Source organism: Achromobacter sp. Bel (genome assembly GCF_012928505.1).
GTDB lineage: Bacteria > Pseudomonadota > Gammaproteobacteria > Burkholderiales > Burkholderiaceae_B > Achromobacter.
In genome coordinates this window covers 1-14444 of the sequence record NZ_JABBJN010000090.1, presented here as the reverse complement: position 1 = coordinate 14444, position 14444 = coordinate 1, and the positions used below count along the sequence as shown (strand labels likewise).

The window sequence follows — 14444 nt, the reverse complement described above, 5'->3', positions numbered from 1 at the left end:
CTCTTCCGATCTGTCGCCGCCGTCACCGCCGTCGGCGCATCGCCCGAAGGCGGCCCCGCCCCCGACGCCGCCGTCACGCCCACCGTGCAACCGCAAACGGCGTTCGACCGGTTCCGCAGTTCGATCTCGGAATACAAGCCCGTCTACTTCGACATTGGCACCCGCGGCCAAACCACGGCCCGCTTCCAGATCAGCGCCAAGTACCGCCTCTTCAGCCCCAGCGGCGACCGCCCGGCGACGTGGGGCGAGAACTTCTACCTGGCCTACACCCAGACCTCGCTGTGGGACTTGCAGGGCGATTCCATGCCCTTCATCGACACCACCTTCAACCCCAGCGCTTTCTGGCTGTCGGACAACATCTGGCAGTCCGCCAACCAGAACTGGCGCTTCGGCATGAACACCGGTGTCGAACACAACTCCAACGGCAAGGACGGCGCAGACTCCCGTTCGCTCAACGACGGCTACATCGAGCCGCGCTTCCATTACCGCTTCGACGGCGGCAGCACACTGACCTTCGCCCCCAAGGTCAAGGCCTACTTCGCCGTCGCTGACGAAAACCGCGACTACGCCGACTACGCCGGCCGCGTCGACTGGCAGCTGCGCTGGGCGCAAGACAACGGCGCCGTCGTGTCGGCGATGTACCGCCAGGGCGACCAGAAACGCCGCACGACCCAGTTGGACTTCGCCTGGCCGCTACAGCGCACGTGGCTGAACATGAACGGGTATCTGCACCTGCAATACTTCAACGGCTACGGCGAAACGCTGCTGGGCTACAACCAGCGCAACGAATCGCAGTTCCGTATCGGGTTGTCGTTGGTGCCGTAAGGCAGGCGGGGTGTAATGGGTTACGCGCGATCCGCAATGGATTGCGCGTGATGAACATCCCGCGCGGCAGGCGATGGGCGTAAGCGTAAACTCCCCAAAAAAGCACGCGAAAAACTCGCAAGGGGCCGGGGCATCATCCCCCCGGGAAGAAACACAGCCATGTTCGCCGACCTGAACCACCTTTCGCACCACGCCGCCTGGCGCCGGCAATTGGAACTGCTGCTGGAATCCGCCGGCGAAGGCATCTACGGCATCGACCTGCGCGGCCGCTGCATCTTCATCAATGGCCCCGGCGCCGCCATGCTCGGCTACACCCCCGACGAAGTCGTCGGGCGGAACATGCACTACCTGATCCATCACTCCCACGCCAACCGCGCCCTGATGCCCGTGCACGACTGCCGCATCTTCCGGGCCTTTCGCGAAGGCCGTGGCGAACGCGTCGACGACGAAGTGCTCTGGCGCCGCGACGGGTCCTGCTTCGACGCCCAATACGCCTCCTACCCCATCCTCAACGACCAGGAAGTCGTCGGCGCCGTCGTCACATTCTCGGACATCAGCGACCGAAAGCGCATCGAACGCGAGCTGGAACGCCGCGTCGGCGAACGCACCGCTGAACTCAGCGACGCCCACGACTCGCTGCGCCGCCTGTCCTCGCACCTGTCCAGCCTGCGCGAAGAAGAACGCGCCCACATCGCCCGCAACATCCACGACGACCTGGGCGCGTCATTCACCGCCCTGCAGCTGGACCTGAACTGGCTGCGCCGCCAGCTGGGCGCCACGCCCGCGCTACAGACCCACGTCGACCGCATGCTGGAAGTCACCCAGACCGCCATGGGCGCCACCCGCCGCATCCTCAGCGACCTGCGCCCCGTCGTGCTGGACCACCTGGGCCTGTGGGCCGCGCTGGAAACGCTGCTGCAGGACCTGCAGGCGCGCACGGGCCTGCAATGCCGCTACCTGTGCCCGCCCGACACCGAACGCCGCCGGCTGGACCGCAACGCCGAGATCGCCGTCTACCGCATCGTCCAGGAACTGCTGACCAACGTGCAGCGTCACGCCCGCGCCCGCAGCGTCAGCGTCAGCGCCGCCTGGAGCGAAGACGGCCTGCTGCTGACCGTGGAAGACGACGGCATCGGCATGCAGCTGCCTGAAGCGCCCCGCACCTTCGGCATCCTGGGCATGCGGGAACGCGCCCGCGGCATCGGCGGCGACCTTGCGCTGGACAGTGCGCCTGGCGCCGGCATGCGCGCCCGCCTGCGCCTCAACCCACTCTGACACGCAACATGGCCCTGAACCTGCTTATCGTCGATGACCACCTGATCATCCGCCGCGGCCTGGCCCGCATCCTGGAAGAGGATCCGCGCGTCGCCCTCGTGCACGAAGCCGCCGACGCGCCGTCCGCCTTGCGCGCCCTGCGCCAGGCCCGCTACGACGCCATGGTGCTGGACGTGGCGCTGGGTGAACGCGACGGCCTGGACGTGCTGAAGACCGTGCGCGCCGACTACCCTGCGCTGGGTGTCGTGATGCTGTCCGTCTACCCCGAGACGCAGTTCGCCGTGCGCGCGCTGCGCACCGGCGCCCACGCCTATCTGAACAAAGGCTGCGACCCCGACGAATTGCTGGCTGCCCTGGTGAACGCCGCCGCCGGCAAGATGTACGTCACCCCCGCCGTGGCCGAACTGCTGGCCCAGACCGTGCGCCAGGACAGCTCGCGCCTGCCCCACGAGCTGCTGTCCAATCGCGAATTCCAGGTATTGCAACTGCTGGTGGCCGGCCGTTCGGTATCGGCCATCGGAGAACAGCTGGCCCTGTCGGTCAACACGATTTCCACCTACCGCAGCCGCATCTTCGAAAAACTCGGCGTGCGTACGCTGGTGGAGCTGGTGGCCTACGCCAACACGCACCAGCTGGGTGCGCCGTAGCCACTCGCGCACCAGCACGGCGCACGGCCCGCACCGCGTAGTACGGGCACTACACGCATATCGTTGAACCCGGGATACCGGCCCCGCGCGGCCGGGCCCATGATGGCTCCAACCCAGTCTGGCCGGAGCCATCCCATGTCCCTATTCAGCAATCCGTTCGACGCCAACACCCGCCTTGCCTGCGGTTGCGGCCGCCACGCCTCGCAGGCCGAACACGAAGCCGCCCGGCAATCCGCCACGGATACTGCCGTCGAACAGGCAGTGATGCGCGCCCTCTTCCCGCAAGACGCGCTGCGCCGCCGCTTCCTGCGCGCGGTGGGCAGCAGCACCGCCATGGCGGCCATCGCGTCGATCTTCCCGCTTGCCGCCGCCCGCGACGCCTTCGCGCAATCCGCCGGCCCGCTGGAAAAGCAGAAGCTGAAGGTCGGCTTCATCCCCATCACCTGCGCCACGCCCATCATCATGGCGCACCCCATGGGCTTCTACGCCAAGCAGGGCCTGGACGTGGAAGTGGTGAAGACGGCCGGTTGGGCGCTGATCCGCGACAAAGCCATGTCGGGCGAATTCGACGCCGCGCACATGCTGTCGCCGATGCCCCTGGCGATCTCGATGGGGGTGGGCGCCAGCCGCGCCGTGCCGTGGACGATGCCTGCCGTCGAGAACATCAACGGCCAGGCCATCACCCTGTCCATGAAGCACAAGGACCGGCGCGACCCGAAGGACTGGAAAGGCTTCAAGTTCGCCGTGCCGTTCGACTATTCCATGCACAACTACCTGTTGCGCTACTACCTGGCCGAACACGGCCTGGACCCCGACACCGACGTGCAGATCCGTTCCGTGCCGCCGCCCGAAATGGTGGCCAACCTGCGCGCCGACAACATCGACGGCTTCCTGGCCCCTGACCCGGTGAACCAGCGCGCGGTCTACGACGGCGTGGGCTTCATCCACACGCTGTCCAAGGCGATCTGGGACGGCCACCCCTGCTGCGCGTTCTCCGCCAGCAAGGAATTCGTGACGACGATGCCGAACACGTACCAGGCACTGTTGAAGGCCATCATCGAAGCCACGGCCTACGCCCGCGCGCCCGAACACCGCAAGGAGATCGCCACCGCCATCGCCGCGCCCAATTACCTGAATCAGCCCGTCACGGTGGTCGAGCAGGTGCTGACCGGCACCTACGCCGATGGATTGGGCAAGGTATTGAGCGACCCCAACCGCATCGATTTCGATCCCATGCCCTGGCAGTCTTTCGCGGTATGGATCCTGACGCAGATGAAGCGCTGGGGCCAGGTCAAGGGCGATGTGGACTACCAGAAGGTGGCCAGCGAGGTCTTCCTGGCGACCGACGCCGTGCGCCTGATGCGCGAAGCCGGGCTGACCCCGCCCGCCGAAACGGCGAAGACGTTCAGCATCATGGGCAAGCCGTTCGACCCCAGCCAGCCCGAGGCCTACCTGGCCGGCTTCAAAATCCGGAGGACTTGATGCGGTCCGTGCAACATTGGCGGGCGGCATTCCTGTCCATCGCGCTGTTCCTGGCCTTTCTGCTGCTGTGGCACGTCGCCACCCGCCCCGACACGGGCGGCGCGACGGTGGATCCGGCCTATGCCGCGCTGGTCGGAAGCGCCGCGGCCAGCGGCTCGAAGACACCGTTCCCCGGGCCTGCCGACGTGGGCGCGCAGCTATGGCGGCACCTGCAGGATCCGTTCTACGACCGTGGGCCCAACGACAAGGGTATCGGCGTGCAGCTGGCCTATTCCGTGGCACGCGTATTGACGGGCTTCGGGCTGGCGGCGCTGGTCGCAGTGCCGCTGGGCTTTCTGATCGGCATGTCCAAGACCGTCTACCGCGCCTTCGACCCGTTCATCCAGGTGCTCAAGCCGATCTCGCCGCTGGCGTGGATGCCGCTGGCGCTCTACACCATCAAGGACGCCGACACGTCCGCCATCTTCGTCATCTTCATCTGTTCGTTGTGGCCGATGCTGGTGAACACCGCCTTCGGCGTGGGCGCGGTGCGGCAAGACTGGCTGAACGTGGCGCGCACGCTGGAAGTGTCGCGCCTGCGCACCGCGCTGCAGGTGATCCTGCCCGCGGCGGCGCCCACCATCATGACGGGCATGCGGATTTCCGTGGGCATCGCCTGGCTCGTGATCGTGGCGGCAGAAATGCTGATCGGCGGCACGGGCATCGGCTACTTCGTCTGGAACGAATGGAACAACCTGTCCATCGCGAACATCATCTGCGCCATCTTCTTCATCGGCCTGATCGGCATGCTGCTGGACACCCTGCTGGCGCGCGCCGCCCGGCTGGTCAGCTACCGGGAATGACGCCATGAGCCAATCCTTCCTGCAAGTACAAGGGCTGGGCAAGCGCTACCCGGGACGCAACGGGCAGCCCCAGCCGCCGGTCTTCGAGAACATCGATTTCACCATCGACCAGGGCCAGTTCGTCTGCGTGATCGGCCATTCGGGCTGCGGCAAGACGACCATCCTGAATGTGCTGGCCGGCATCGACGACACGAATGAGGGCGTCGTCATCATGGACGGCCGCCAGATCGCCGGGCCGTCGCTGGAACGCGGCGTCGTGTTCCAGGCGCACGCGCTGCTGCCGTGGTTGACCGCGCTGCAGAATGTGGAGTTCGGCGTGCGATCGCGCTGGCCGGCGTACGACCGCGAGCAGGTGCGGGCACACAGCCTGCGCTATCTGGACATGGTCGGCCTGGCGCAAGCGGCCGGCAAGAAGCCCTGCGAGCTGTCGGGCGGCATGAAGCAACGCGTGGGCATCGCCCGCGCCTTCGCGATCCAGCCCAAGATGCTGTTGCTGGACGAGCCGTTCGGCGCGCTGGACGCGTTGACGCGCGGCACCATCCAGGATGAACTGCGCGGCATCGTCCAGGAAACGCGCCAGACCGTATTCATGATCACGCACGATGTGGACGAAGCGATCCTGCTGTCGGACCGCATCCTGCTGATGAGCGCGGGCCCCTACGCCCGCATCGCCGAGTCCGTCAGCGTGGACCTGCCGCGCGACCGCACCCGGGCGAGCCTGCACCACGAACCTCGTTATTACGAAATCCGCAACCATCTCGTCGACTTCCTGGTCGACAAGGCATCCCACAAGGAGTGAACCCCATCATGATGTCCCGCGCTGAAGTCACCGAACTGATCGTCACCCGCAAACTGGAAAAGAAGCTGACGTGGACCGCCATCGCCGAAGCCGTTGGCCAAAGCAAGGAATGGACCACCGCCGCGCTGCTGGGCCAGATGACGCTGACCGAGGAACAGGCCCTGGCCGCCGCCCGCGTGCTGGACCTGCCCGACGACGCGGTCGTGCAACTGCAAGTGGTGCCCTACAAGGGCTCGCTGCCCACGTCGGTGCCCACCGATCCGCTGATCTACCGCTTCTATGAATTGATCAACGTGTACGGCACCACGTTCAAGGCGTTGATCAACGAGGAATTCGGCGACGGCATCATGAGCGCCATCGACTTCAAGATGGACTTGTCGCGCGAGGCCGACCCCAAGGGCGACCGCGTGCAGATCGTGATGAGCGGCAAGTTCCTGCCGTACAAGACGTACTGATGGCGACGGCCTAATCTTCCACGGCCAGCTCTTCCCACGCCAGTTCGCGCGTGCGCTCCAGCGTCGCCGTGACCTGGGCTGCGGCCTCGCGCGCCGCTTCGGGCAGATCCTGCCCGGTCAGCAGCTTGGCGGTCAGGCTGGCCATGAAGACGTCGCCCGTGCCGTGGACCGACGGCGGGATGGCGATTTCGGGATGCGTGACGATGCTGGCCTCGCCACGCGTCACCACTGCCAGCTGCAAGGTTCCGGGGGGGGCGGCCATCGGCGCCGCGCTGGTCACGACGATCCATTGCGGCCCCTGCGCGATGAGTTCGCGCGCCGCCGCCACCACATCGTCGACGGACGCCAAGGACCGGCCGACCAGCAGTTCCAGTTCAAAGTGGTTCGGCGTCATGCCGTCGGCCAGCGGTACCAGCAGGCGGCGGTACTGTGCGACCAGGCCGGCGTCCACATACAGGCCGTCGTTGCGGTCGCCCATCACGGGATCGATATGCACGCGCAAGTCCGGCCGCGCGGCGCGCAGCGCCGGCAGCCAGCGCGCCAGCAGGTCCGCCTGGCCCGGCTGGCCCAGGTAACCGCAGACGACGGCGCGCGCCACCTTGGTCACGCCACGCTCGTCCAGCCCTTTCAACAGGCCTTCGAACCAATCCAGCGGCACCGCGCCACCGTGCAGCGTCGGGTAATGCGGCGTGTTGCTCAGGACGACGGTGGGCACCGCGATGGCGCGCAGGCCCGCGCGGCGGAAAATCGGCATGGCGGCGTTGTTGCCGACATAGCCGTAGACGACTTGGGACTGGATGGAAACGATGTCCACCTGCGCGGTGTAGGCGGGCAACGCTGCGCCCGGCGCGGGGGCAGCGGAGATTGCGGTCATACGGCGGGCTCCTGAGGGGAACGGGTTGCACGCCGGCAACAAGGCCGGACGTGCATCATTCTAGTCCCGCGCACCGCCCCCGCTTGCCGCGACCAGCCACCCGGCGCCATCCTGCACCGCGTCGGCGATCCCGGCCAGGTGGGGCGCGTAGGGATACGCCACCGACGACACGATCTGGCATTGCGCCAGATGCGGATGGGCGGCGTTAAGCAGGTATTGCACGCCGCCCGCCGCCGACGGCACCCGCAGCAGCAGGGTGTCGCCGCGCGCCAGCCAGGCGTTGCCGACCGCCCGGGTCGCCGGCAGGTCGGTTTCCCAATGCAAGGGCGTGGCGGCGTCGCTGACCGCCTGATCCGGCGCCACCACTTCCAGCAAGAAGTAGTGGCTGGGCAGGGCCCGGGGATGCGCGACCTCCGACAGGGCCAGTCGCGCGAACACGGCGGCGGCCGGATTCGCGTCCAGCACCACCACCGGCGCGCCCGCGCCATGCCAACGGCCCGCCGGCCGGGCCCGCGGCTGCAGGTCCTGGCTGTTGCTCAAGCGCCAAAGCGCAATCATGGGCCGTTTCCTTCATCGATGTCGACCAGCCATTCTTCGATCGCCACGGCATGCCGCCCATGCTGGCACAGCAGCAAGGGCACTCGCCCCAGCAGGCGCCGCTTGGGGCTGCAGAGCCAGTGGCGCGCCTGCTCGTGGCCGCCGAACACCAGCTCGGCCAACCAGCTCACCCGCAACGCCCGGTACAGCACGCGCAGGTCGGACAAATCCAGCCCCGGCTCGCGCGACGCATCCCGGGCACGGGCCGGCGCCTGCTCGGGCACCAGCGGAAACCAGCGGCCCAACCCATCGGGATAGGTCTGGCGCAGGGCCTGAAGCAGCGCCCCCGCACATTGCAGACTGGCGGGCGGCCGGGCGTCGCCCAGCGCCAGCGTCAACCGGGCGTCCAGCACCTGGCCGACCGCGTGCGGCGCCGTCTTCTCACTGAGCGCGGGCGACGGCCGGGCCAGCCGCCGGGGCGGCCGCGGTTTGTTCAAACGCGGCATTGAGGGCCGCGCCATCGATGCTGACGGTACCGGCATTCAACAAGCCCTCCAGATAGGCGCGCGCGGCCAGTTCCTGGCGTTGCGAGCGAAGCGCGGCGCGCAGCTCTTCCTTCACTTGATCGAACGGCGTGAAACTGGCCGCGCGAAATGCAGACAGCTTCAGGATATGGAACCCCGCCGCCGACTGCACCGGGGCCGACACCTCGCCCTCTTTCATCTGCTCGATCACCGGACGCATCTCGGGCGTCAGTTGCGCCAGCGGCACAAAGCCGATATCGCCGCCCTGCGCACGCGTGGAGTCGTCGCGCGAAAAATTCTGCGCCAAGGCGGCGAAATCCGCCTTGGGCGCCTGGGCGCGCTTGACCAGGTCCTGCGCTTGCTTGCGCGCCGCCGCCACCGCGTCGGCATCGCCCAGCGCGGCCGGCAGGAAGATCTGGCTGACGCGGTACTGAGCCGGCACCGCCAGTTGCGGTTTGGCGCGCTCGTAGGCGGCTTGCAGATCGGCCCGGGCCGGATAATCGTCCGGCGCCCGGCTGACCGACTCCAAATAGCTTTGCAGCACGATCCTTTCCTGCGCCGCCTGGAACGCGCGCTTAAGTTCCGGCTTGTCCTGCCAACCCTGCGCGCGGGCCTGCTCGACCAAGGCCTTTTCGGCCAGGCGCGCGCGCAGCCATTGGTCCAGCTCAGCCCGGTTTTCCTTCAGTTGCTCACGCGCCTGCGGTGGCATCGACTGCAACTGGCGCTGCAATTCATCGCGGTCCACCTGCACGGCGCCCAGCGTCGCGATCGCAGGCGGCCGGTTGCCCGGCACGGCCGCGGGCACAGGCGCTGCGGCAGCGGCCGGCGCGGCGGATGCCAGCGCCTTGGCGCGCACGGCCTCGCTGCTTTGGGCTTCGCTGCTTTGGGCATCGTTGCCGCGCATCAACGCGACGGCGCCGGCCAAGCCGGCGATCAGCAGGACCGCCGCGGTCAGGCGCAGCCGGTGGGAGGAACTCAAGGTCTTGGTCATGATGGGCACCTCTGTGGGGCAGCAGGGCGGCGCCGGACACGCCGACATCCGGCGGGGATGCCCTGCGGGGGCCGCGTTATGCGGCAGCCGTCGTTTCGGCGGTTTCGGCGGTTTCGGCGGTTTCAGCGGTTTCGGCGTCGGCAGTTTCAGTGCCAGCGTTCTGCCGCACGTCGGCGACTACGTCCGCCGGCGTGTCGGTGCGGCTTTCCGGGTCCGACGCGTTAGCGCGCAGGAACAGCAGAAATTCCTGCAGCAGGCGATCCCACAGCTCGGTCGTGGCGCGCAGATAGGTCTCCGACACGCCGCCGGCCACGATCACGTCCAGCTCCAGCACCAGGAACACGCCTTGCACCGACAGACGGGCGAAGCGCTTCTCCACGTTCCAGCGGTCGGCCAGGCCAGCCGGCAGTTCGCCTTGCACGCGCAGCGCGCAGCTCAGCGTGTAGTCCAGATAGTGGCCGTCTTGCTGGGCCGGGTTGCCCATGCGGGCGGCAAAGCCCACGCCCTGGCTGGCGCTCAGCAACTGGACCATGCCGTTCTGTTCGGACAGGGTCACGCGGTAGCCCGCGGATTGCAGCAGCGTCTGCAGGCGTTCGGCGTTCACGTCAAGGATCAGGCTGGTTTCGGTCATTTCGGTATTTCCTGGATAAAGGCAGATAGCAATCAGGGACAGACTACGGGTTGGACGTTGCAGCCGCTTGACTGCGCGGCGCCTGCGCGTCGTACAGCTTGTCGCCATACGCCTGCGCCTGCTCTTCGAACTTGACGCGTGCTTGGCCGGCGAAGGGCTGCTTGAGCGCCAGGATGTCGCCCGTGCTGATGCGTTCGTAGGCGTTGAGGATTTCCTTGCCGGCCTCGTACATGTCGCGGTTCTTGGCCAGGCAGACCTTGACCTCGTCGTCGCGGAGCGCCAGGTTGCGGGCCAGTGCCTGGCGCTCCGCCTCCTTGGCCCGCGTCAGGGTCAGGAGTTCGTCGTAGGCGCCCTTGAACTTGCCCAGCTGCGCATGGCTGGCGGCGACTTGCGCCTGCGCGCTCTCCATCACGGCGCCCTGCTGTTCGGCCAGCTTCTCGGCTTGTCCCCGGCTCTTGGCCAGTTGCGCCCGCAGCGATTCCAGCTCTTTCTGCGCGGCATCGCGCTGCGCTTCGGCGGCGGCCTTGGCCGCGTTGACCTGCGCCTGCTCGCTTTGCAACTGCTGCAGCTGCTGCGTGGTGCTGCGCAACTGGGCGCGCAGGCGCTCTTCCATGCTTTCGGCCTGTGCGCCGCCCGTCAAACTCAGTCCGGCCGCGCACAGGGCGACGGCGGCGGCGAACCGCCGGCCGCGCCCCGCCGCGGGCGAGTGGCGGGATTCATCCCATACGATGTGCATGTCCATGGCCTCAGAACCTGGCGTTGATTTCGAACTGCATCGTGTCGATGGCCAAGGGCGCCCCGTAGATCTCCTTGGTGCTCATCCAGCGGAAGACGCCGTAGACGTTCTTCTCGAAGGCGTAGCCCGCGCCGATGTAGTAGCCGCGCGCATTGGTGCCGCCCTGGTGGAACGACGAATCGTTGAACGCGTCGGGCAACGCATCCGGCTGGATGTACTTGTAGCCCACGAAGGCCAGCCAGTCGCCCTTGTCCTTCAGGTCATACGACCGGCCCAGCGTCGCTTGCAGCATCCAGGCGTTGGGGCCGCTCTCGATGTCGCCGTTGTCGCCGAAGTTGTTGACGATGTAGCCCTGCGAACGGCTGGCCATCTTGCTCTTGCTGTAGGCCAGGTTGCGGATGAAGTTGCCGTTCACGCGCAGGCCCAGGCCGTCGAACACGCGCGTATCCCAGCGCAGGTTCAGGTCCAGCAGGTCGAACTTGGACGCCAGGCCCACGTACTGCGGCTGCGGCGTATCGGCCGGGTTGAGCGGGTTGGGGGCGATGTTGCGCAACAGGAACAGCGTGTTGCCCTTCTGCATGAAGGCCGGACGCGACCAGTCAGTGTCGCAGTTCTCGTCGCCCGCCCACGGCGAGCAGGAGCTGGACCGCTTGCCCGCGATGTTGTCGAAATGGTAGTAGGCCAGCGCGCCGCGCAGGCTGTTCTGGTTGTTGATCTTCCAGTCGGCGCCGACCTGCGCACCCAGCAGCCATTTGTTCTCGCTGCTGCCTTCGCTCATCGATGACGAGCTCCAACCGTTGTTCGCGTATTCGGTGGCGAAAGCGCCCAAGGTGCCGAACAAGGTGACGTCGCGGCCTTCCAGGGGGTGCTTGAATATCGCGGCGACCCCGTCGAAATTCAAGTCATTGGAGAACAGCGTGTCCGTGGATTCAAACGGGTTGGCAATGCGGCCGCCCGTGACGGTGGCCCATTTGGCGGGGCGATACGTCAGGTAGGCCTGATCCAGCCAGATGTCCTTCTTGCCCATGCCACCGCCCAAGGTCTGGGACGTCGACACCGGACTGTCGTCGCTGCCGGTGGCCAACCGGATGCCGGCCGTCCAGGCTTCCGAGATCTCGGCGCGCACGCCCAGGCGAGCGCGGATGCGCAACTGGTTGCGGCGGTCTTCGCGCGTGTTCAGCATGGGCGGATAGCCGCCGTTGGTGTTGGGGTTGACGTCGTACGGACCCTTGGCGTTGAGCTTGGCGAAATCAGTGATTTCGTTGCTGTTGCCGCCGTTGTAGAAGCGCGATTCGTCGCGCACCCGCACGTCGCCTTCCACCGTGATGCGCGACACCCAGTCCGGGAAGGTGTTGGGCTGCGCCCAGTTCTCTTCCTTGGCCTGCACCATGACTTCGGCCTTGACCTCGTCGCGGATCTGGTCACGCACGGTCTGCGGAATGTAGGGCACGCGCACGTCGCCCGCCTGCGCCACGGCCGCGCCACGGTCGGGCGTGGCCTGGCGGGCGCTCTTGGCTTCGGCTTCAGCCTGCGCGACCAGCGCGTCAGCCTGTTCGGGTTTGAGTACGCCCTGCTGCACAAGCAGACGGATCAGGTTGATGGTGGCGTTCTCGGACGGCGCGGGCGCGCTGTGCGCCGGCAGCGCGGCGGCGCTCGCCGCGGCCAGCGCCAGCGATGCCGCCAGCCGGTTTAGTTCGAACTTCATTCTCTAGTCACTCCGGGATCAGGTCTGTTCGGGATTTCAGGAAGGCCGGCGGCCGGTCAGCGACGCGCGGATGGGCATGTTGGCCGAGGCCGGCGGACGTTCGTCCAGGCCCGGCACGGCGCGCAAGGCGGCAACCACGCGCGCGTCGACATCGGCGTCGCCGCTGCTGCGGGTCAGTTCCACCCGGGTGATCTGGCCTGCCGCCGTCAGCCAGATGTTGGCTTGCAAACGGAAGGTCAGATTGCGCGTGCGCTCGTCTTCGCGCAGGATCTTCTGCAGCGCGTAGGCGAGGTATTGGCTGTAGGTGGCATTGCCCGCGCGGCCGCCCCCACCGCCCGCCATGCCCTTGCCCTGGCCCGCGCCGATGTTGAACGCGTCGCTGCCTGCCTGCGCATCGCCGTCGATCTGCATCGGGTTGGCCAGGTCGTCGGCCGGGCGCGGGGGCGCTTCGTCCTGCGGCTTGGGCGGTTCGGGCGTGGGCTGCGGCTCGGGTTCGGGCGTGGCCACGGGTTCTTCCTTGGGCTGCTCGGGCTCCGGCGGCTTCTCGGGTTCGGGGGGCGGCGGAGGCGGCGGCGGCAGCGGGATGATGGCCGTGACCTTGGGCGCATCGCGCCGGACGCCGGACATATCGTTGGCCCAGCGCCATAGCGCGTAGGCCGCCACCGCCGCGGCCACCGCCACGGCCGCCAGCTTCAGCCAGCGGCGCGCCGGATGCGGGACGCGCGAGGATTCGGATGCGTGTTGCGGCATGACGTTGGTCCCGGCCCCTATTGCGGCTTGCCGGTGACGAGACCGACCTGGGCAAGCTCCAGGCGGCGCAGCAGGTCCAGCACTTCCACGACCTTCTGGTACTGCACGGCGGCGTCGCCGCGCACAATCACCGGAAAGTCGGGGTTCAGCGCTTTCTCCGTGCGCAGCCGGTCTTCCAGCTCGGGCAAGGTAACCGGATAGGCGTCCAGGAAAACCTGGCCGGCGTCATTGACGGAAATCGCCTTGGTCTTGGGCTGCGACAGGGCCATCGTGGAACTGGCCTTGGGCAGGTTGACCTTGATGCCGGCGATCTGCGCGGTGGCAGTCAGGATGAACATGACCAGCACGACCATCAGCACGTCAACCAACGGTGTGATGTTGATGCCGTCCACGGGTGCGTCGTCGTCATCGTCCTGGGATGCGGATACGGAAGCCATGAATGTTCCTTATGCCTCGGCGGGCGCGGGTTGCGCATCGCGCACGGCCGGGCGGCTGGCCGCCGGCGCACGCGTTGCGGGGTGATGGGCGGCTTCCTGCGCTTGCGTCTCGCCGTGCACTTCAGCCAGGCGCGTGACGAATTCGTCGACAAACACGCGCATGTCGGCGCTGACTTCCTTGTTACGCGACACCAGACGGTTGTAGCCAAACAGCGCGGGGATCGCGACGAACAGGCCCATTGCGGTGGCCAGCAGGGCCGCGGCCATGCCGGGGGCGATAGCGTTGATGTTCACGTCGCCGGCCATCGCCGTGCCCAGGAACACCACCATGATGCCCAGCACCGTGCCCAGCAGGCCGATGTAGGGGCCCCCGGCAATGGCGTTGGACAGCGAGCCCAGCTTGGAACCCAGAATCTGGTTTTCCTTGGTGCGCACGGCATCCATCGACGCGCGGATGGCTTCGATCGTGGCGGCCGAGATCGATGTCGTGTCGGCGCCCTGCGCGCGGCGCGTGCGGATCTCGTTGACGGCCACGCGGTACAGGCGCCACAGCGAAGCGTGCTCCAGCCGTTGGGCAAGGCCGGCGTCATCCGCCAGCATCTCAAGGCGCTTTCCGACGTGGGAGAAGGACTCCCGAAAGGCCTCATTGGCGCGCGCCAGGCGGGCCACGTTGCGGCTCTTCTTGATCATGATGATCCAGGACTGCACCATCATCAGCACCAGCACGCCGATGATCACCCAGGCGTCGATCGGCACCGCCTTGAGCAGGAAGCCCAGGCCGCCGAAGCCGAAGCCCGATTGCTCTTCGTCCGCGCCGTAGGCGACCAGGCGCGACTCCGCGCCCTGCGAGCTGGCGTCGGCGTAAATCAGGGCCGCCGGACGCGCCACCTTGGACAGGCGCACTTCGTCGATAGCGCCCACGAACGGCGCGTAG

At 67.4% G+C, this 14444-nt stretch carries 17 protein-coding genes; 7 read left to right on the top strand and 10 right to left on the bottom strand.

The genetic code is table 11. From position 1 onward, the window contains the following. From HG262_RS29615 to cynS, 7 genes are all read left to right on the top strand, one after another. Positions 1-825, top strand: an 825-nt coding sequence (locus HG262_RS29615; RefSeq protein ID WP_211187834.1) for a phospholipase A, incomplete at its 5' end; no start/stop codon positions are given. A 159-nt stretch (positions 826-984) separates the two neighbouring features. Next, complete coding sequence (locus HG262_RS29610; protein ID WP_169274398.1) at positions 985-2100, top strand: PAS domain-containing sensor histidine kinase; 1116 nt, start codon at positions 985-987, stop codon at positions 2098-2100. Between the two features lie 8 nt (positions 2101-2108). Further along, complete coding sequence (locus HG262_RS29605; RefSeq protein ID WP_006222005.1) at positions 2109-2747, top strand: response regulator transcription factor; 639 nt, start codon at positions 2109-2111, stop codon at positions 2745-2747. A gap of 135 nt (positions 2748-2882) precedes the next feature. Continuing rightward, on the top strand, positions 2883-4229 hold the full coding sequence (locus HG262_RS29600; RefSeq protein WP_169274397.1) for a CmpA/NrtA family ABC transporter substrate-binding protein: 1347 nt from the start codon (positions 2883-2885) through the stop codon (positions 4227-4229). Beyond that, positions 4229-5071 (top strand): nitrate ABC transporter permease, encoded by an 843-nt coding sequence (gene ntrB / locus HG262_RS29595; protein ID WP_169274396.1) that lies wholly within the window; start codon positions 4229-4231, stop codon positions 5069-5071. Before HG262_RS29600 ends, ntrB begins: the two co-directional genes overlap by 1 nt. Positions 5072-5075: 4 nt before the next feature. Beyond that, entirely contained in the window at positions 5076-5870 is a 795-nt protein-coding gene (locus tag HG262_RS29590) for an ABC transporter ATP-binding protein (protein WP_169274395.1), read from the top strand. Positions 5871-5881: 11 nt separating this feature from the next. Continuing rightward, entirely contained in the window at positions 5882-6325 is a 444-nt protein-coding gene (cynS, locus tag HG262_RS29585; RefSeq protein ID WP_169274399.1) for a cyanase, read from the top strand. Between the two features lie 10 nt (positions 6326-6335). Here the strand turns inward: cynS and pdxK are convergent, their stop codons facing one another. The 10 genes from pdxK to HG262_RS29535 form a co-directional block, all read right to left on the bottom strand. Beyond that, entirely contained in the window at positions 6336-7199 is an 864-nt protein-coding gene (pdxK, locus tag HG262_RS29580) for a pyridoxine/pyridoxal/pyridoxamine kinase (protein WP_169274394.1), read from the bottom strand. Between the two features lie 60 nt (positions 7200-7259). Next, entirely contained in the window at positions 7260-7757 is a 498-nt protein-coding gene (locus HG262_RS29575) for an RES family NAD+ phosphorylase (RefSeq protein WP_169274393.1), read from the bottom strand. Continuing rightward, positions 7754-8242 (bottom strand): MbcA/ParS/Xre antitoxin family protein, encoded by a 489-nt coding sequence (locus HG262_RS29570; protein ID WP_169274392.1) that lies wholly within the window; start codon positions 8240-8242, stop codon positions 7754-7756. Before HG262_RS29570 ends, HG262_RS29575 begins: the two co-directional genes overlap by 4 nt. Then, positions 8178-9251: a peptidylprolyl isomerase gene (locus tag HG262_RS29565; protein WP_169274391.1), complete on the bottom strand. Its 1074-nt coding sequence runs from the start codon at positions 9249-9251 to the stop codon at positions 8178-8180. The genes HG262_RS29570 and HG262_RS29565 overlap by 65 nt, the downstream gene beginning before the upstream one ends. A 76-nt stretch (positions 9252-9327) precedes the next feature. Continuing rightward, positions 9328-9882, bottom strand: coding sequence for a YbjN domain-containing protein (locus tag HG262_RS29560; RefSeq protein ID WP_169274390.1), 555 nt, complete (start codon positions 9880-9882; stop codon positions 9328-9330). Positions 9883-9925: 43 nt separating this feature from the next. Next, complete coding sequence (locus tag HG262_RS29555) at positions 9926-10618, bottom strand: DNA repair protein (protein WP_248293532.1); 693 nt, start codon at positions 10616-10618, stop codon at positions 9926-9928. A 10-nt stretch (positions 10619-10628) separates the two neighbouring features. Then, a complete protein-coding gene (locus HG262_RS29550) occupies positions 10629-12323 on the bottom strand; it encodes a putative porin (RefSeq protein ID WP_169274388.1) in 1695 nt (564 codons plus the stop codon). 36 nt (positions 12324-12359) lie between these two features. Continuing rightward, the gene (locus HG262_RS29545) at positions 12360-13073 is read right to left on the bottom strand and encodes a TonB C-terminal domain-containing protein (RefSeq protein WP_169274387.1); all 714 of its coding nucleotides are present in this window, start codon (positions 13071-13073) and stop codon (positions 12360-12362) included. A 17-nt stretch (positions 13074-13090) separates the two neighbouring features. Then, complete coding sequence (locus HG262_RS29540) at positions 13091-13510, bottom strand: biopolymer transporter ExbD (protein ID WP_006222018.1); 420 nt, start codon at positions 13508-13510, stop codon at positions 13091-13093. Positions 13511-13519: 9 nt separating this feature from the next. After that, a partial coding sequence (locus HG262_RS29535; RefSeq protein ID WP_248293531.1) for a MotA/TolQ/ExbB proton channel family protein occupies positions 13520-14444 on the bottom strand: 925 nt, incomplete at its 5' end.